Annotated in this window: 13 protein-coding genes and 3 pseudogenes; 10 read left to right on the forward strand and 6 right to left on the reverse strand. The window is 61.8% G+C overall.

Going from position 1 to position 18,003, the window contains the following annotated elements; genetic code table 11:
• Positions 1-26: 26 nt before the first annotated feature.
• Positions 27-1,052, reverse strand: coding sequence for an ABC transporter substrate-binding protein (locus OS035_RS25275; protein WP_097628897.1), 1,026 nt, complete (start codon positions 1,050-1,052; stop codon positions 27-29).
• Positions 1,053-1,169: 117 nt separating this feature from the next.
• Positions 1,170-2,162, reverse strand: a complete 993-nt coding sequence (locus tag OS035_RS25280; RefSeq protein WP_131710914.1) for an ABC transporter substrate-binding protein — start codon at positions 2,160-2,162, stop codon at positions 1,170-1,172.
• Positions 2,163-2,397: 235 nt separating this feature from the next.
• Between OS035_RS25280 and OS035_RS25285 the strand changes: the two genes are divergently transcribed.
• Positions 2,398-3,138, forward strand: coding sequence for a response regulator transcription factor (locus tag OS035_RS25285; RefSeq protein ID WP_041683629.1), 741 nt, complete (start codon positions 2,398-2,400; stop codon positions 3,136-3,138).
• A complete protein-coding gene (locus tag OS035_RS25290) occupies positions 3,135-5,237 on the forward strand; it encodes an ATP-binding protein (RefSeq protein ID WP_097628895.1) in 2,103 nt (700 codons plus the stop codon). Before OS035_RS25285 ends, OS035_RS25290 begins: the two co-directional genes overlap by 4 nt.
• Here OS035_RS25290 and OS035_RS25295 read toward each other — a convergent pair.
• Both OS035_RS25295 and OS035_RS25300 read right to left on the reverse strand, forming a co-directional pair.
• Positions 5,234-5,536 carry a hypothetical protein gene (locus tag OS035_RS25295; RefSeq protein ID WP_097628894.1) on the reverse strand — a complete coding sequence of 101 codons (303 nt, stop codon included), beginning with the start codon at positions 5,534-5,536 and terminating at the stop codon, positions 5,234-5,236. The two genes, OS035_RS25290 and OS035_RS25295, sit on opposite strands and share 4 nt — an antisense overlap.
• A gap of 127 nt (positions 5,537-5,663) precedes the next feature.
• Positions 5,664-5,906: pseudogene (locus OS035_RS25300) on the reverse strand (calcium-binding protein); the annotation flags it as partial.
• Positions 5,907-5,920: 14 nt separating this feature from the next.
• Between OS035_RS25300 and OS035_RS25305 the strand changes: the two are divergent.
• Positions 5,921-8,293, forward strand: a pseudogene (locus OS035_RS25305) (alpha-amylase family glycosyl hydrolase).
• Positions 8,294-8,338: 45 nt separating this feature from the next.
• On the opposite strand, the gene OS035_RS25310 reads toward OS035_RS25305, so the two are convergent.
• Positions 8,339-8,527, reverse strand: coding sequence for a hypothetical protein (locus tag OS035_RS25310; protein ID WP_331814208.1), 189 nt, complete (start codon positions 8,525-8,527; stop codon positions 8,339-8,341).
• A gap of 208 nt (positions 8,528-8,735) precedes the next feature.
• Between OS035_RS25310 and OS035_RS25315 the strand changes: the two genes are divergently transcribed.
• The 6 genes and pseudogenes from OS035_RS25315 (at position 8,736) to OS035_RS25340 (ending at position 13,907) form a co-directional block, all read left to right on the forward strand.
• A complete protein-coding gene (locus OS035_RS25315) occupies positions 8,736-9,131 on the forward strand; it encodes a hypothetical protein (protein WP_097628891.1) in 396 nt (131 codons plus the stop codon).
• Between the two features lie 197 nt (positions 9,132-9,328).
• The gene (locus OS035_RS25320; RefSeq protein WP_097628890.1) at positions 9,329-10,159 is read left to right on the forward strand and encodes a metallophosphoesterase family protein; all 831 of its coding nucleotides are present in this window, start codon (positions 9,329-9,331) and stop codon (positions 10,157-10,159) included.
• A 111-nt stretch (positions 10,160-10,270) separates the two neighbouring features.
• Positions 10,271-10,867, forward strand: a pseudogene (locus tag OS035_RS25325) (TOBE domain-containing protein); the annotation flags it as partial.
• Positions 10,860-11,783 (forward strand): carbohydrate ABC transporter permease, encoded by a 924-nt coding sequence (locus OS035_RS25330; protein ID WP_097628889.1) that lies wholly within the window; start codon positions 10,860-10,862, stop codon positions 11,781-11,783. The pseudogene OS035_RS25325 and the gene OS035_RS25330, both read left to right, overlap by 8 nt.
• Positions 11,780-12,616 carry a carbohydrate ABC transporter permease gene (locus OS035_RS25335; RefSeq protein ID WP_097628888.1) on the forward strand — a complete coding sequence of 279 codons (837 nt, stop codon included), beginning with the start codon at positions 11,780-11,782 and terminating at the stop codon, positions 12,614-12,616. The genes OS035_RS25330 and OS035_RS25335 overlap by 4 nt, the downstream gene beginning before the upstream one ends.
• 25 nt (positions 12,617-12,641) lie before the next feature.
• Positions 12,642-13,907, forward strand: coding sequence for an ABC transporter substrate-binding protein (locus OS035_RS25340; RefSeq protein WP_097628887.1), 1,266 nt, complete (start codon positions 12,642-12,644; stop codon positions 13,905-13,907).
• A gap of 64 nt (positions 13,908-13,971) precedes the next feature.
• On the opposite strand, the gene OS035_RS25345 is transcribed toward OS035_RS25340, so the two are convergent.
• The gene (locus OS035_RS25345) at positions 13,972-14,952 is read right to left on the reverse strand and encodes a substrate-binding domain-containing protein (RefSeq protein ID WP_097628886.1); all 981 of its coding nucleotides are present in this window, start codon (positions 14,950-14,952) and stop codon (positions 13,972-13,974) included.
• Between the two features lie 196 nt (positions 14,953-15,148).
• Here OS035_RS25345 and OS035_RS25350 point away from each other — a divergent pair, with 196 nt between their 5' ends.
• Entirely contained in the window at positions 15,149-17,992 is a 2,844-nt protein-coding gene (locus tag OS035_RS25350; RefSeq protein ID WP_331814209.1) for a M16 family metallopeptidase, read from the forward strand.
• The last annotated feature ends 11 nt before the right edge of the window (positions 17,993-18,003 follow it).

The raw sequence follows: 18,003 nt of genomic DNA on the forward strand, positions 1-18,003 counted from the left end.
CGGGATGCCGCGTCATTCATCGATCTTCAGTTGGCAATGGCGCCGACTTCCCGGTCCCAGCGCTCAAGCAGGGCCTTGCGCTTTGCCGGATCGCCATAGGTCTTGAAGTCGTAGTCGATCAGCTTGATGTCTTCGAACTTCGGCGCTTCCTTCGGCACCTCCGCCGATTTGTTCGACGGCAGCTGGAAGGACTTGGCATCCTTCATGCGCGACTGAACTTCGGGCTGCAGCGCCCAGTCGTACCAGACCTTGGCATTGTCGAGATTGCGGGCGCCTTTGATGATCGACATGGAGCCGATTTCATAGCCGGTGCCCTCGCATGGCGCGACCGACTTGACCGGAAAGCCTTCGGCGGTCTGGGCGACGGCATCATGCATGAACACGATACCAAGCGCCGTTTCGCCCCGCGCCGCAGCCTTGACCGGAGCCGATCCGGACTTGGTGTATTGCGAGACGTTGGCGTTCAGCTTTTTCAGATAGTCGATGGCCTGGTCTTCGCCCATGATCTGCACCAGTGAAGCGAGAGCCGTATAGGCCGTGCCCGACGAGTTCGGATTGGCGATCTGGATTTCGCCCTTCAATTCCGGCGCCAGGAGATCGGCCCAGCAACGGGGTTCTTTATAACCCTTGGTCTTGAAGATCTCGGTGTTGTAACCCCAGCCGAGCGCACCGGCATAGACGCCGACCGTCTTGAAGCCGGTGCTCTCCGCCTGCTTTTTGGCCCAATCCTGCAGCTGGTCGAGCATCGGCGACTTGTACTCCAGTGTCAGGTTTTCCGATGCTGCCTGAACATGCGGATCACCCGTGCCAGCCCACCAGATGTCGGTCTTCGGATTGCGAGCCTCGGCGCGTATCTTGGCATAGGTCTCGCCCGAGGACAGGCGCACCATATTCACCTTAATGTCGTGAGCCTTTTCAAAGTCGCCCTGCATCTGCTCGCAGATGACGACATCGGCCGAGCAGATGAGGTTGAGCTCGCCAGCGGCCTGGACCGAACCGGCAGCCAGCGCCGTTCCGGCAAAGAGAAGCGTGGAAAGAACTGTCAGTCGCATGGGTATCCTCCTGTTGCTTGCGTCTGAGAGGGTGTTGGGTCAGCGGCACACGCGCTGCCCGTCGCGGCGCGTCGATCGCACCGTGTGCCAAATGTCGGATGGCGGTCGGATGCCGGCCTATTGGGTCGGAGAAATCTCGGCGTCGAAGCGGGTCAACAGCCGACTTCGCTCGTCGGACAAGCCGAATGTTGCAAAGTCATAATCCACCATCTTGATCATGGTGATGTCGGGGGCGGCCGGCGGCAAAGCCGCTTTGGCGTTCGACGGGACCTGGTTCTGGCCGGCGGCGGCTCCTGTCGCCTGGCCTTCGGGACTAAGCGCGAAATCGACGAAGGCTTGGGCGGCTCTGGCATTGCGGCTGCCCTTGACGATGCTGACCGCACCGATCTCGTAACCCGTCCCTTCGCAGGGGGCGACGATGACAAGGGGGGCGCCTGCTTCCTTCAGGGTGACCGCGTCATGCATGAACGAGATGCCGATCAGGATTTCACCGCGGGCCGCAGCCTTAACCGGCGCCGCGCCGGACCGGGTATACTCGACGATATTACGGTTGAGCGCGGCCATGTACCGAAAGGCCTCCTCTTCGCCGAGGAGCTGCACGAGTGTGGCCAGCATTGTGAAAGCGGTTCCGGAGGAATTCGGATTGCCGGACTGGATATGGCCGCGATAGGCCTCTTTCGTCAGGTCCTGCCAGCAGGTCGGGGCCGGAAGCTTCAGCGCTGCGAGGAGATCGGAATTGTAGGCGAAACCCAAAGCCCCCGCATATATGGCGGCCGACCGTGAGCCGGACATAGCAAAAAAGTTCTGCGCCCAAGGCAGCATATCATGTTCATGGTCGGGCTGGTATCGATCGAGCAGATCCTCTGAGGCCGCCTGCAGATGGGCATCACCGGTTCCACCCCACCAGACATCCACAGTCGGATGTGATTTTTCGGTACGGATCTGATCGAGTATGTCGCCGGTGCTCTTGCGAACCATCGAGATATCGATACCCGCGCGGGTTTCGAACGCTTTTTCCATGGTCATGCACCAGGCTTCGTCGACGCCGCACAGGACGTTCAATCGCGCCTCGCTCATGCCGTGGCTTGCGCCGCACAGCCAGAAAGCCATGCCCGCAGCAAAAGCGGTCAATATTCTCACGCAAGCCTCCCTTGGAACCTCCCGTTCCAATCTCCACAGGCAGCATGTCAGATCTTCGCTTCACCGCAATCGAAGAATGGTTACCGATTTTTCATCGCCGGGCGGAGCGACATTACATTCATTACAAATGTGACAAACCCCATCATCAGAGTGTCTTTGAACATTGGCGGCGGCATGCCTATGATTGCGCCGGGAGGATCAAGCGGTGCTGAATCAGAAGGTTCGAATTCTGATCGTCGAGGACGATCCGGATATGGCGGAACTTATCTCCGATCTCGTCGAGGCCGAGGGGTGGATTCCGACCTGCGCGGGATCCGCCGAGGAGGCGACCGATATTCTGGCACGAGAGCAGATGCATCTGGTGCTGGTCGACCATAACCTGCCGCGGACATCCGGCCGGGCTTTCGCCCAAAAACTGCGGTCGGAGGCCAATATCGGTATCGTCATGGTGACGGCAGCCGGCAGTGCCGCCGATCGTGTTCTCGGCCTGGAAACTGCTGCGGATGACTATGTCGTCAAGCCGTTCGAACCGATCGAACTGACGGCCCGCATCAAAGCTGTCTTACGGCGAACCGTGCCCTCACTGAAACAGGAAAAGGAGAGTGAGCGGGAGCACGAACGTCCCTCTCTGCTGCTTGGCGATTGGGCCATCGACCTGATGGGCCGGCAAGCCGTCTGCCTCGCCGACCGCAGCAAAACGCTGACGACGGCCGAATTCGCCCTGCTTGAAATCCTTGCGCAGACCCCCAACCAGCCGGTGAGCCGGGCGCAGATCCTCGATCGGCTTGGCTCGGAAAGCGATCGCTACATCGACCGCAACGTCGACGTTCTGGTTCTGCGGCTCCGGCGGAAAATCGAACGCAATCCCGACCTCCCGCGCCATATCAAGACACGACGCGGAAAGGGCTATGTCCTGCACACCGGCGACGGCGAGCCGTCCGCGTGATCAGCCGCTCCTTTCTGTCGTCGATTGCCTTTCGCTTGCCGTTCGCGATTGCGTTTATCTGCTTCCTGGTGTTCAGCCTGTCGGCGATCGCGATCTACGGGCTGCAGCGCGCCCGTGACGAGATGGCAGCTTACGGCCTGCAGGCCTTCACGAGCCTCGCCAAGGCCTCGCTCGTTTCCCGGCAAGTCTCCGATCTGGTGTCGAGCGCGCCCTTCCTGATGAACTCGACCTCGCCATACCGGGTGGCAAGCGAGAGCCGCGCTGTCGTGCTGCAGGTCGACAGCCTGCTGAAGACGGCCGCGCCCCACGGAGCAGACCAGGCTGCCCGCGGCTTTGCGAGTCCGAGGATGGTTGAGCTTCTCGATCTTATCAGGACACAGACGCTTGTGCTTGCCAGGGATGCCGACGCTGCACAGAATCACAAAGCTGAAGCTGCCGCGGCGCTGGGGGAGGTGGCGACCGGCAAAGGCATCGTCGATCACGAGTTGCGCCGTCAAGTGAATGGAATCGTGCAAGCGGCTTCCACCTCCGACAGTCTTTTCCAGCTCGGTGAACTTCGCAGACGATACGTGGCGGATACGACGGCCGCGCAGGGGAAAACCGAGCCCGATTTGAGAATTTCGCCTGCCGAGCTGCAGCCGTATGAGCGCGTGTTCGAAGCTCAAACACGATACCTTTTGAATATGTTCGCGATCCGGGCGGCGGTCGCAAAGCTGCATGCCGTCTCCCGCGACCTCTCCCATGCAACGGAGACGCAAAGCGATGCAGTTGCACGCCAGCTGAACGACGATCTGCTTTCGACCTCCGATGCCTTGAGCCGGCTCCTGGCCACCGTGGCCTTGGCTTTCCTGCTCGTGCTCGTCATGGCCATATTCTCCATCCGGTCGGTCATGCGCGTATCACGGGGCATCGTGGCGCTGTCGAACGGCATGAATGCGCTCGCCAAGGGTGAAAACGAAGTGGGTCCGCCAGCCTATCGTGGAAATGAAACCGAGCTTGTGCGTCTGCTGGACGCCTTCCGAGCTTTCAAGGACAGCGTGGATCGCGTGTCTCGCTTGAGACGCACCGCAGAAGCCGCCGCTCGCACCATCCGTTCAACCTTTCGCAATATGAACGAGGGGATTGCGCTTTTCGACAGGATCGGGCGACCGATCACCATGAACAGGCGGATCATCGAACTGTTCGGCCATTCGGGTTCCGCGCGCAAATTGCCGCTGCGCCGGTTTGTCGAGCCGGTGCCGGAGATCGATCTCGCCCTGCTGCCCTCCGATCCGGAGCGCGGCACTCTGTCGGAACGCGCAGTCGTCCGCCATCGCACCGGCGACCAGCGGGTGATCGAGATCTCCATGTCACGACAGCCGGAGGGCGGCATCGTTCTTCTGGCACGCGACGTCACGCTGATGGATCGACAGGAAGCGGAAGCGGCAAAGGTTCAGCGACTGGACGGCATCATGCGCATGACGCATCAGGTGAGCCACGAAGTCGGCAACATGATCGGCATCATCACCGGCAGCCTCGGCCTTCTCGAGCGTGAAACCGGCTTCAACGATCGGCAGAAACGCAACATTGCGCGGATTCGCAAGGCTGCCGAGAGAGGACGTTCGCTGGCCGGCAGCATGCTGTCGATCGGCAGCCAGCAGCCGTTCTATCCAAGCGCGGTGGATGTCGCCAGCCTCCTTCGCGGAATGGCCGATATCCTGGAGATCGCTGTCGGCGCAAAGTGCCATATCAAGCTGGACCTGGATACCGGCCTGCCGGTCGTATCGCTCGACGCGGCCCTTTTGGAGCAGTCCGTTCTGAACCTCTGTCTCAACGCTTCGGCAGCGATGCCGACAGGAGGCGTCATCATTATCGGTGCAACGGCAAACGGAGACACCTTGCTGATCTCGGTGACCGACAGCGGCATCGGCATGAGCCCAGAGGTCGTAGACAAAGCTTTCGAGCCTTATTTCACCACACGAGGCGGAGATGGTGGAGCAGGGCTTGGCCTGGCCATGGTTTATGGCTTCGTCCGTCAGAGCGGCGGAGAGGCATCCATCTATTCCTCTCCCGGGCACGGAACGACCGTCAAGCTGAGCTTCCCCACAGGTTTGCGCTAGTTCACATCGCCGCCGAAAATCCGGGCGAGCAGGATGCCGGTGACGAGCATGCCGGCCGCCACGAAGATCGTATCGCCCGGCGTGCCGATATAGAGCGGCCCGATATTGGCAAACAGCAGGAAGGCGACGAGGAAATTCGCCCAGCCCCAGACGACATTCGCCGTCGGCGAACTACGTTGGCTCCGCGGTGCGAACGGGATGCGGAACGGCCTGCCGCTGACGCCGTTGACGAAATGCGGGATACCGTTGGTCAAAAAGGCGGCGGCGATGAAATGGACGATATAGGCGATCCAGGGCAAGAACTTCTCCAGTGCTGCAAGTGGCGTCAACGGAGGAATGTGGCCGGGAATGTCATGCCGGCAAGAGTAGCCTGGAAACGCAGTGTGGTGTGGCAGCTGCCGCAGAACAGCGACGGGCCTGACCCGGTCAGATCAGCAGGAAATCTTTGAAGTGAAGCTCAGCGGAATTGTCGAGCTCCGCGACATGCATTGCCGCGCCCGCCGCGCTCCCATCCGCGTCAAAAGATAGAACGCCGCTCGCCTGATCGTAGATCAGCTTGTCATCCGCCTCGAGCGCTTTCTTGCCGTGAACGAAATTCTCATCCGAAAATGCGGACAGGCTGAGCGCGGCGAAAATCGAATGGTCGAGCAGCAGCTTGTCTTCCGAAGCATCTGGAGGTTCCGATGACCGTCAATGTTCATTTCCGGTTTCGCAGCGGTCTGCTGTCGATGGCGTTCGACAATGTCCGCCTCCGCGGCAGTTGGGACCGGCACGGCCGCCCCTCGGCCGACTGGACATCGGTTCCCATGCAGCGCTCCGAGGACGAAGATGGCTATGATGTCTTTGTCGCCAGGGTTTCCATTCCCGATGGCGAGATCGGCACGAATTTTCGCTGGGGTATCGAGCTTGACCGGCCGGGCGTGGCGGATCTATGGGCTATCGCCGCCGAATTGGACGACGAGGCCTCGTCGCGTCGGGAATGTTCCTTCGAACTCCAGCCGGGCATGGAGCCGCAGATCTAACATCTGACATGGATCGGCCGTCTGGGGGCGAACCGGATTGAAAGGCGCAACGGTGCCGACCGCATTCGTTTCTCGGTCTGGGCGCCGAACGCCCGGGAAGTCTTGCTGGTGCTCGCCGATCCCGCCATCGGCTACGTCGCCGACGACGGCACCGGAGCGCTCGGGACCATCAGCATGCGAAGGACTGTCGACGGGTTCTGGACCGTTGAAACCGCCGACGATCACCGCCTTTCGGATTTCGACGGCATGGTCGGCACGCCCTATATGTATCGCATCACCAAGGACGACGGATCGCTTGCCTACCGGACCGACATCTGGTCGCTGATGCAGATCGGGGCGGGAGATTTCGATCCGGATGGTGCGCCTTATCATGGATCGCCGGCTGGTTTGGACGGACCGCAGAGCTGCTCGGTCGTCTGCGACCCGAAGCGGGTGGTGCTGCCGTCCGGGCAGGAGCTTGCCGCGCAGGCTTTCTGGGCTGACGAATTCGTGGCCGGCCGCAAACTTCCGGACCGGCTCGAGGATCTGGTGATCTATGAATTGCATGTCGGCGCGCTCGGTTTCGGCAAACCCGCGCCGGGAACGCTCGATGATGCGATCGCCTTCGTTGCGCATCTTTCCGCGCTCGGCGTCAACGCCGTCGAACTGTTGCCGATCGCCGAATTCGAGGCGCGGGCCAATTGGGGTTACGGCACCTCGCATTTCTTTGCCGCCGATCAGGGCGCCGGCGGCACCGACCGGCTGAAGTTATTCGTCAAGGCCTGCCACCAGCAGGGCATCGCCGTCATTCTGGATGTCTGTTACAACCACTTCGATCCGGATGGCGAGCGGGCGCAATGGGCCTATGATTCCAACGATCCCACCCGCAATATCTACTACTGGTATGAGGGACGCCCAGGCGACTACGCCAATCCCGCGGGCGGCTATATCGACAACATCTCCACGGGATGGGCGCCTGCCTTCGACGAGGAGGCGGTTCGGCAGCTTTTCATCTCGAGTGCGGCATTTCTCGTCTCCGTCTGCCATATCGATGGCTTCCGGCTCGATCAGACCAGTTCGATCCATCAATATCCAGTGCTGCATGCCGACGGCCGGCGCGCCGATCGGGCAGCCGCCTTCGGCGCCAAATTCCTGAAGCAGTGGACCCGCACGATGCGGCTGATCAAGCCGCAACTTTTCCTGACAGCCGAGGATTATTCGGACTGGTCGGCAATGACGGAGCCGAGCCTGACCGGCGATGGGCTCGGTTTCGACGCCACCTGGTACGGCGATTTTCATCACAACCTTGTCGAATATCACGGTGGCGCGCAGGCGCAGCTTTTGAAGAATGCCGGTTTTGGCGACAGTCGGGCGCTGACCATGTCGTCGCTTGCCGGCGCATTGCAGACGAGCGCGCGATCGAAGGTGGTCTACAACCAGTCGCACGACGATTGCGGCAATCGCGAAGGGTCGGCACGAACCGCTGTCATCGCGGTCAATTTCGCGCCGATCGTCGGCAAGACCAGGGCTTGGGCGGAGGCGAGATCCAGGTTTGCGGCGGCGATGACGCTGCTATCGGCCGGGACGCCGATGTTTTTCATGGGCGAGGAAATCGGCGCCCAGAAGCCCTATCGTTACAATGATTTCCTAGAGAACCGGGAGAATATCCTCGGCGAGGCTGCGGGCAACGGGGCAGGGATGATCAGCTGTTATCGCGACCTAATCGCCCTCAGCATCAAAGAGGCAGCCATTCGCTCCCGCAACATCGCCATTCCTTACGTCCATGACGAAGACCGGGTGATCGCATTTCATCGGTGGAACGACGGCGAGGATTTCCTCGTGGTGGGATCGCTGAACGACGCTGCTTTCCAGAACGGCTATCGGCTGCGCAGCGAGCGTCTGGGAGACGACCTCTGGGAAGAGATCTTCAATAGCGATGCTGAGACCTTCGGCGGCTGGAATGTCGGCAACGGCGGCGGAAGGATCAGAGCCACTGCGGGAATGCTCGATGCCGTGCTGCCTGCCTCAGGCGTCCTAGTGTTTCGCAGGCTGTGATGCGTCGCGCCTTCCAAGGCAGCAGGCAATGGGTGCGCAGGGCGCTCAGGCAAATCCGACCGGCAGGTTTTTCAGTTTTCTGCCGGCACCGTAGTCGCGCTCGTGCTGCGAGCGGCGGCGGCCGTCGCGGCGAGCAGACAGATCGATCCGGTTTTCGGCAAAGATTCCATCGGCATAAGTGCCGGTGTCGTGGCAATCGGTGTCGATCTTGGGGGTAAGGATTTTCAGGATCATCGGGGTTCCTCCGCGGCGCACCATCAACACTCGGAAAGGCCGCTTCGTTCTCTTTATAAACTCTGAATTATTAATAAATTAACCATAAGCGTCACGGAAAGGCTCAGCAGTTGCCAACGTCCTGCCGCACACGTCGACGTGGAATGGCCTTGCCGTGGAACTCAGGGACCGTGATTGCCGTTGATATCGAAGGACACAGGAGGTTTCCATGCAGTTGATCGATACGCGAGTGTCACAGGCCGGTGACATCTTCACCGTCGAATTCCTGGGCGAGGGAGGGGAATCGATCTCCGTCAAGATCGACAACTCTCACGGCGAACTCGACCACTCCAAGGCCGTCGACCACGCCAAGGTGATGATGGTCCAGCTGACCAGCTTTTCCGGCAGCGAGGCGGATGGCAGCATCAACCGTTACGACGCGTTGAGCAACGGCAATTTCGACGAAGGCAGCAAGGGCCTGATCGGCCAGCCGAGCGCACGTTCGACCCATGATAGCGCGGTGCTGGAGGAAGAGCTCAATGAAGGTCTTGAGGACAGCTTTCCGGCAAGCGACCCTGTATCGGCAACGGTATCGTCCATTCCCGCCAACGCGCGACGGCACTGATCGCACTACCTTTTGAATTCCAATTGCCGGAAAAGGCTGCCCGTTCCAGCGGGCAGCCTTTTCATTGCATGACAGATCGATGTCAAAACTGAGAAACAGCTGAAAACATCGGATGTCTGATTGACATGGGAGCCTTCTAGAGAGGGCCCGAGAAGGGAGTGCGCACGACGCGCTTCTAAGGTCTCGGAGACGCACTCATGAAAATCATTCAGATCACCGACACCCATTTCAGCCCGAACAAGCCGCATTTCAACGGCAACTGGGCGCCGCTTCTGAGCTGGATCGAAGCGACCGGCGCCGATCTGATCATCCACACCGGCGATCTCACACTCGACGGCGCCGACAAGGACGAGGACATCACATTCTCGATGGATCTGATGCGGCAAGTGTCGATCCCGATGCTGATCGTCCCCGGCAATCACGATGTCGGCCATCTCGAGGGGTCCGACCAGCCCGTCAACGCCGAGCGGCTGGCCCGCTGGCGCAGCCTTGCCGGTGACGATCGCTGGCTGGAGGATGCGGCCGGCTGGCGCTTCATCGGCTTGAACTCGCTGCTTCTCGGTCATGAGGATGACGAGGAAGAGGCCCAGTTCGAATGGCTCGCCAAGGCGCTCGAAGACAGGGCAGGGCGGCGCGTGGCTCTCTTCGCGCATAAGCCTCTGTTCGTCGATGCACCCGATGAAGGCGATACCGGCTATTGGAGCGTTCGTCCGGCTCAGCGCCGGCGGCTTTATGATCTGATAGCAGCCCATGACGTGGCGCTGTTTGCCAGCGGCCACCTTCACCGGGCCTGGCAGGGTCGCTTCGACGATACCCAGTTGACCTGGGGCCCGTCGGCGGCCTTCATCATCGACAAGATGGAGCGCGAGATGCCGGGCGAGCGCCTGATCGGCGCCGTCATCCACGAGTTCGATACGTCGGTCGAAAGCCAGATCGTCGCCGTTCCCGGCATGACCGCGCATGTGCTCGACGATGTCGTGCTCGAGGTCTATCCGCAGGCGGTCAAGCCGCGCGAGGCCGTCGAATGAGCGCGCTCTCGCTTCGCAGCATCACCAAGGCCTTCGGCGGCAACCAGATCCTCAACGGCGCGTCCTTGCCGGCCTCGACCATGCCGAAAGCGGTGAGATCCTAGCCGGCGGACGCTTTACGTCACCCATGATCAGGCGGAGGCGCTGTCGATGGCCGACCGCGTCGCCGTGATGATAGGTGGCCGATTGCTGCAGATCGCAACTCCTCAGGTCATCTATGACGACCCGGCCCATATCGAGGTCGCCCGCTTCATCGGCCAGCCGCGCATCAACCTGCTTCCGGCCTTTGTCGAAGGCGGCGTGATCCTGTGCGGCGGCCTGCGGCTGACGCTTGAAAATGCACCTGCCGGCAAGACGCCGGTCACGATCGCCATTCGCCCCGAATTCGTCTTTCTCGCCAAGAGCCGGCATGACGGCCTTGCCGCCCGGATCGAACGCCTCGAATTCCTGGGGTCCGAAGTCATCCTCCATTGCCGGCTCGATGCGATCGGCGAGACCGTCATCGCCAAGGTACAGCCGTCCGAAGCCTCCGGGCTTGCGGCGGGCGATGCCGTGGGGCTCCGATTGTCGCCCGGCCGCACGCTGGTCTTTGCCGAGGACGGCAGCCGGCTCGCCGGCGTGGTCGCCGGCGGCGATGCCGGGCTCAGCTCTGCTAATGCCGGGCTCAGTGGTGATGCCGATACCGAGCGGGAGAGGGCGCATGGCTAGCCTCGCCTCTATGGCCATTCCTGGTCATTCCGCTCTTGCCCATCGCCGCAGCGAGGGCCGCATCGCCTGGATGCTGGTGCTGCCGGCGATAACACTGCTTTTTCTCTTCGTACTTTTGCCGGTCGCCGCTGTCGTCGTGCTCGGCTTTACCGATTTCGAACTCGGCTACGGCGAGTTCCGTTTCGTCGGCTTCGAGAACTACGCCCACCTGATCACCGACCGCACCTTTCGCAAGTCGCTGTGGAATACCACGGTCTATACGGCGATCGTCGCGCCCGTCTCGATCCTGCTCGGCCTCGGCATCGCCATGCTGATCGAAAGCGAGACTGCGGCCCGCAGCGTCTTCCGCACCGCCTATTTCCTGCCGGTCGCCTCGCTGATCGTCGCCATGGCGACCGTCTGGCAATATATGTTCCACCCGACGATCGGCCCGATCAATGCGCTGCTGGCGCTTGCCGGATTGCCCGGTCCGAACTGGCTGGGCAGCTCCGGCACCGTACTTTACAGCCTGTCGATCATCGGCGTCTGGCAATCGGCCGGCTTCAACATGGTGCTCTTCCTGGCGGGGCTGACGGCAATCCCGCGCGAGCTTTACGCCGCAGCGGAAGTGGACGGCGCAAAATCCTCGCTCGACCGCTTCCTGCTGGTGACCTGGCCGATGCTCGGGCCGACGACGCTCTTCGTCATCACCATCAGCATCACCAATGCGGTCAAGGTCTTCGAGACGGTCAAGACGCTGACCGAGGGCGGCCCGAACAAGGCGTCTGAAGTGCTGCTCTTTACCATCTACCAGGAAGGCTTCGTCTATCTGCGTGTCGGTTATGCCTCGGCGATGACCGTGGTGTTTCTGCTGATCCTGGTGGTGCTGATGTTCCTGCAGTACCGCATTCTCGACCGCCGGGTGCATTACACATGACGACAAGCGCTTTTTCCCTCGGCAGAGTGATCCGCCTCAGCCTGCTTTCCCTCGGCGCGATCGTCTTCCTGTCGCCCTACATCTTCATGATCTCGGCGGCCGGCAAGACGCAGAGCGACATTTTCACCTCGTCGCTGTCGCTGATCCCGGCGCATTTCGCCTATGCTGAGAATCTCGCCAAGGCCTTGAGCCGGGTGCCGATGGCGCGGCTCTTGTGGAACGGCGTCGTCGTCTGCAGCCTGATCTTCTTCTTCCAGGTGCTGGTGGCGATCCCCTGCGCCTATGCCATGGCGAAGCTGCGTTTCGGCGCTGCCCGCGCGCTGATGGTGCTGGTCATGCTCGGCCTTCTCGTGCCGATCCATGCGACGGCGCTGCCGCTTTATGTCGCCTTCGACCGCGCCGCCCTGCTCAACAGCTATGCCGCCCTGATCGCACCCTTCACCATTTCGGTCTTCGCGATCTTTATGTTCCTGCAGTTCTTCCGCGCCATGCCCGACGACCTCATCCATGCCGCCCGTCTCGACGGCATGTCGGAGCTCGGCATCGTCGCCCGCGTCATCGTGCCGAATGCCTGGCCGGCGGTCACCGCCTTCGCCATCTTCTCGGTCGTCGCCCATTGGAACGATCTCTACTGGCCGCTGATCGTCATCAGCAAGCAGGACTATGCCACGCCACCCCTCGGGCTGATGTATTTCCGCGCCGCCGAGGCCGGCGACGACTACGGCGCGCTGATGGCGGCGACCCTGATCATTACCCTTCCTCTCGTCGCCGCCTTCCTGCTTGCGCAGAAGCGTTTCGTCGAGGGCATCACCATGACCGGTCTCAAAGGCTGACCGGCTTCAACCAGGAGAACGAGCGATGAAACATATCACCCAGCTTCTCGCCGCAGCGGCCGTATCGATGGCAATCGCGCTTCCAGCGCATGCCGAGACGACGCTGACGGTTCACTACCCCATGCCGGGCTTCTTCAAGGACGTGATGGACACGATCTCGAAGAAGTTCATGGCGGAGAACCCCGATATCAAAATCCAGTTCGCCAGCCCGTCGGCGACCTATGAGGAAGGCATCCAGACGATCCTTCGCCAGGTCGGCACCAGCGAAATGCCCGATATCACCTTCATCGGCCTGAACCGCCTGCGCATGCTCGACGAACGCGATGTCGCCGTCGACCTCGGCCCGCTCGTCAAGAAAGAGGGCAACATGGCCGAGCAGGGCTTCTCCGACACGATCCTCAAACTCGCCCAGGTGAAGGGCAAGCAGGTGGGCCTGGCTTTTGCGACCTCCAACCCGATCATGTATTACAACGCCGATCTGGTGAAGGCGGCCGGCGGCAATCCCGACAATCCGCCGAAGACCTGGGACGAGGTCATCGCGCTCGGCGGCAAGATCAAGGCGCTCGGCAACGGCGTCGACGGCATCGATTTCCGCTGGCAGGGCGACGACTGGATGTTTTCGGCTCTGCTCTTCGGCGCCGGCGGCAGGATGCTGAGCGACGACGAAAGCAAGGTCGCCTTCAACGGTCCGGAAGGCGAGAAGGCCGTCGAGGTCCTGCATCGCCTGGTGACCGAGGGCGGCATGCCGGTCTTCACCAAGCCCACCGGCGAACAGGCTTTCGCAGCCGGCAAGGTCGGTTTCGAGTTCCAGACCACGGGCGCGCTGCGCAACACGATCAAGAATGTCGGTAACAAATTCGATCTGCGCACCGCCAAGATCCCGCTGATCGATCCGGTGAACGGCCGTCTTCCCACCGGCGGCAACGCCGTCGTCATCCTGACCCATGACGCCGCCAAGCAGGACGCCGCCTGGAAATTCGCCAAATTCGCCGCCGGCCCTTACGGCGCTTCCGTCGTCGTGCCCGGCACCGGTTACGTCCCGAACAACGAGCTTGCCGCCAAGTTGCCGGAATATCTCGGCGATTTCTACAAGCAGAACCCGCTGTTCCAGGCAGGCCTCAGCCAGATGCCCGTGATGATCCCCTGGTATGCCTTTCCCGGCTCCAACGGCGTCAAGGTTACCCAGACGATCGTCGACAACCTCTCGCGCATCGTCGACCAGTCGGCCGAACCCAAAGAAGCGCTCGACGACGCGGCCGCCGACGTCGAAGGCATGCTGCCGCGCAGCTGATCGCTTTCCGCGTCAGAAGAAGGGCCGTCACGCCGAGTGCGTGGCGCCCTTTTGTTTCGAAGCTTCAGATGGCGCGCACCGTGCCGCCGCGGCGCAGCGTATAGGCGACATCGAGATGGCGGGCAGGGGCGGCATTCTCCGCCATGTCTAGGAGCAGCGAGGCGGCCGTCGCCCCCATGCTGGCATCCGGCATTTCGATTGTCGTCAGCGGCGGATCGATCAGCCGGCCGATGGCGATGCCGTCGAAGCCGGCGACCGATACATCCCCGGGCACCGACAGCTCCTCGCGCTTCAGCGCGCCGATGACGCCGAGCGCCAGAAGGTCATTGGAGGCGATGATCGCCGTCGGCGCAAGCGAGGTCATCACCGTGCCGAGGTCGATCTGGTCGTAGCCGCCGAGGAAGGGGATTTGCACGGCGTCGAGCGGTGGCAGCTCGTTCTCGGCCATGGCGTCGAGATAACCCCGGTAGCGCAGGCGGGCGCGGTCGGAAGCGGCAAAATTGCCGGAAAGGAAGAGAATGCGGCGATGGCCCATGCCGATCAGGAAGGTGGCGATCTCGCGGCCCGCGCCGCGATTGTCGGCGGTGACGGCCGCCGGAAACTGCGCGGTCGGGAGGTTGTTGAGCAGCACGGTCGGCGGCAGTCTGGCCAGCAGCGCCTCGCTGGTCGACGGATCGCAGACGGTGAGGATCAGCCCGGTCGGCTGGTCGTTGAGCAGGGCGGCGACGGCGTCAGCCTCGCGCGCCGGATCGTAATTCGACTGGGCGATCAACACGCCGTGGCCGGCGACCAGCATGCGGTTCTGGATGCTCGACAGCGACGACGCAAAGACCGGATTGGTGATGCTCGGAATCAGCACGCCGACCACCGGCCGGCGCCCGATCCGCCCGGCGGAATGGCCGGCCGGGCGATAGCCGAGTTCTGCGGCGGCGCGGCGCACCTTGCGCACCATCAGGTCGCTCGCCGGTCCGTCACGGCTGAGAACCCGGCTTGCGGTTGCCAGCGAACATCCGGCCCGGAAAGCGACCTGCTGCAATGTCGCCATCGAAAACGCCTCCTGGTGACAGATAAGGCGCAATCCCTTAGGAGGTTTCGATGACATTGGTCTGACATCGGCGGAAGCAGCTGGCCGGAGTTTTGCCGTCTCGTCCACTGGCACACATAGAAGTTGAAGAGAAATGCAACCTGTGGAATAGTCAGATCAACACGATCCATCTCTTTACGCTCATCCCTGGACAAGAATGTCTTATAAAATGGAATGCTCCGCCGCCTGGCGGTTTCTCGCGACGGTTGCTCTGGTCGCAAGCTTGGCGTCGCCGGCCTATGCGGACACCTCGTTCACATCCTGGCCACAAACACAAAGCGACCTACAAGCCGACACCGACGTCCATTTCGGCACGCTCGCCAACGGAATGCGGTTTGCGATCATGCGCAATGCCACGCCACCCGGGCAGGCGGCGATCCGCTTTCGCATCGGCTCCGGCTCGCTCGAGGAAAACGACAACCAGCAGGGCTTGGCGCATTTTCTGGAGCATATGGCCTTCAAGGGTTCGACGCATGTCGCCGAAGGGGAGATAATCCGTATCCTGCAGCGCAAGGGCCTGGCCTTTGGGCCTGATACCAACGCCCACACCTCTTATGACGAGACTGTCTATGCACTCGATCTTCCCGAGGTCGATGCTGACACGGTTTCGACGGGCCTGATGCTGATGCGGGAGACGGCGAGCGAACTGACCCTCGATGCCGGCGCCTTCGATCGCGAACGCGGCGTCATCCTGTCGGAGGAGCGGCTGCGCGACACGCCGCAATATCGCGCAGGGCTCGGAATCATGAATTCCTTGCTCGCCGGCCGCCGCGCGACCATCCGCGTGCCGATCGGCAAAACCGACATCATCAGCAATGCGCCTGTAGACCTCGTCCGTGATTATTACCGGGCCAATTATCGGCCCGAGTGGGCAACGCTGATGGTGGTGGGCGATATCGACCCGGCTGCCATGGAAACCCAAATCCGGCAGCACTTCGGCGACTGGAAGGCCGTGGGGCGGGCACCAACAAAACCGGATCTGGGCACACTGGAGACGAAAGGCGAAAGCGCCGACGTCCTCGCTGTTCCCGGCGGCATGACCAGCATCCAGATAGCCTGGACGCGTCCCAATGACGCCGCGGCTGACACATTTGCCAAGCGCCGCACGCAGCTTATCGAAGATCTCGGCCTGTTGGTGCTCAAACGTCGGGTGAGCACTATTGCCAGCAAGGCGGATGCCCCTTTCATCAGTGCGGTCGCCGGCTCCCAGGATCTTCTTGATTCCGCGCATATCGTCCTGATCGTGGCGAATTCCGAGCCGGATAAATGGCAGGCGGCGCTCGCGACCATCGACCAGGAACAGCGGCGTATCGAGGAGTTCGGCGTTGCGCAGGCTGAACTCGATCGTGAAATCCTCGAATATCGCTCGTTCCTCCAGGCTGCCGCGGCCGGAGCCGCGACGCGCACGACCACCGACATCGCTTCCATGCTGGCCAGCAGCGTCGATGACAATCAGGTCTTTACGTCGCCCGCCGAAGACCTTTCGCTGTTCGAGACGATCACGAAGGACGTCACGGCAGCCGAGGTCAATCAGGCGCTGCGGCATGCCTTCTCCGGCAACGGTCCGCAGGTCGTGCTGCAGACGGCCCAATCACCGCAGGGCGGAGCCGACGCGGTTCGGCAGGCCTATGATGCTTCAAAGGCTACTGCCGTCTCGGCATCATCCGGTGCAGCCGACGTCGCCTGGCCCTACACCCATTTCGGCGAGCCGGGCGCCGTGGTCGAACGCCGCGCCGTCGACGATCTCGGCGTGACCATGGTGCGCTTTTCCAATGGCGTCCGGCTTACGGTCAAGCCGACCAAGCTGCGCGCCAATGAAGTGCTGGTGCGCGAAGATATCGGCCGCGGCCGGCTGGACCTGCCGCAGGACCGTCCCGCCCCGATCTGGGCGTCTCCGGCCGTCGCGCTGTCCGGCGTCAAGGCCATGGACTACCAGGATATCCAGAAAGCGCTGACGGCCAACATCGTCGGCATCGACTTCTCCGTCGGCGACAGTTCCTTCAGCTTCGACGGCCGCACGCGAACTGAAGATCTTGCGACGCAATTGCAGCTGATGACGGCATACACCGCCGATCCCGCCTACCGCCCGGAGGCTTTCAAGCGGGTGCAGCAGGCCTATTTGAGCGGCCTCGATCAGTATCAGGCGACCCCCGGCGGCGTTGTCAGTCGCGATTTCGGAGGTCTCGTGCATTCCGGCGATCCGCGCTGGACCTTCCCCGATCGCGCTGCCTTGTCCGCCGCCAAGCCGGACGATTTCGAGGCGCAGTTCCGGCCCATGGTTTCCACCGGCCCGATCGATATCACCATCGTCGGCGACGTCACGGTGGATGACGCAATCCGGATGACAGCCGAAACCTTTGGCGCTTTGCCGCCGCGGCCGGAGGCGGTGCTGAGCAAGGAGTGGGGTGACGTGCGTTTCCCGGCGGCGAACAAGACGCCCATTTTGCTGACCCATAGCGGCAGGGCGGATAACGCGGCCGCCGCCTTCGGGGCACCGATCGGCGATTTGCTCTCCGATCTGCCGCGGTCCTTCACCGCCAATATCGCCACCCAGATTTTTCAGAACAGGCTGATCGACCAGTTTCGTATTGCGGAAGGCGCAAGTTATGTCCTGGAGGGTGACGCGAACCTGTCACGCGAAATCCCCGGCTATGGCTACGCATTTTTCTACGTCGAGACGGAACCGGCAAAGATCGGGCGCTTCTATGCACTTGCCGACGACATCGCCAATGACCTGCGATCGCATGATGTCTCCCCGGACGAGTTCGCGCGCGCCCGGGAACCGATCATCGAGACACTGAAGCATCAGCGGCAGAGCAACGAATATTGGATCGAATCTCTGCGGGGCGCTCAGATGGATCCGCGTCGTTTAGACCGGATACGCGACAGTCTCAGCGGCTACGACAAGGTCACCGTCGAGGATATTCGCGCATTTGCCGGGACCTATTTCAGCCCGGAAAACTTCTGGAAATTCGAAGTACTGCCGGCGGCGGTAAGATAGGCGCTCCGGGG

Origin of the sequence: Rhizobium sp. 268 (assembly GCF_036571585.1) — a bacterium.
In the GTDB taxonomy this organism is placed as follows: domain Bacteria; phylum Pseudomonadota; class Alphaproteobacteria; order Rhizobiales; family Rhizobiaceae; genus Rhizobium; species Rhizobium redzepovicii.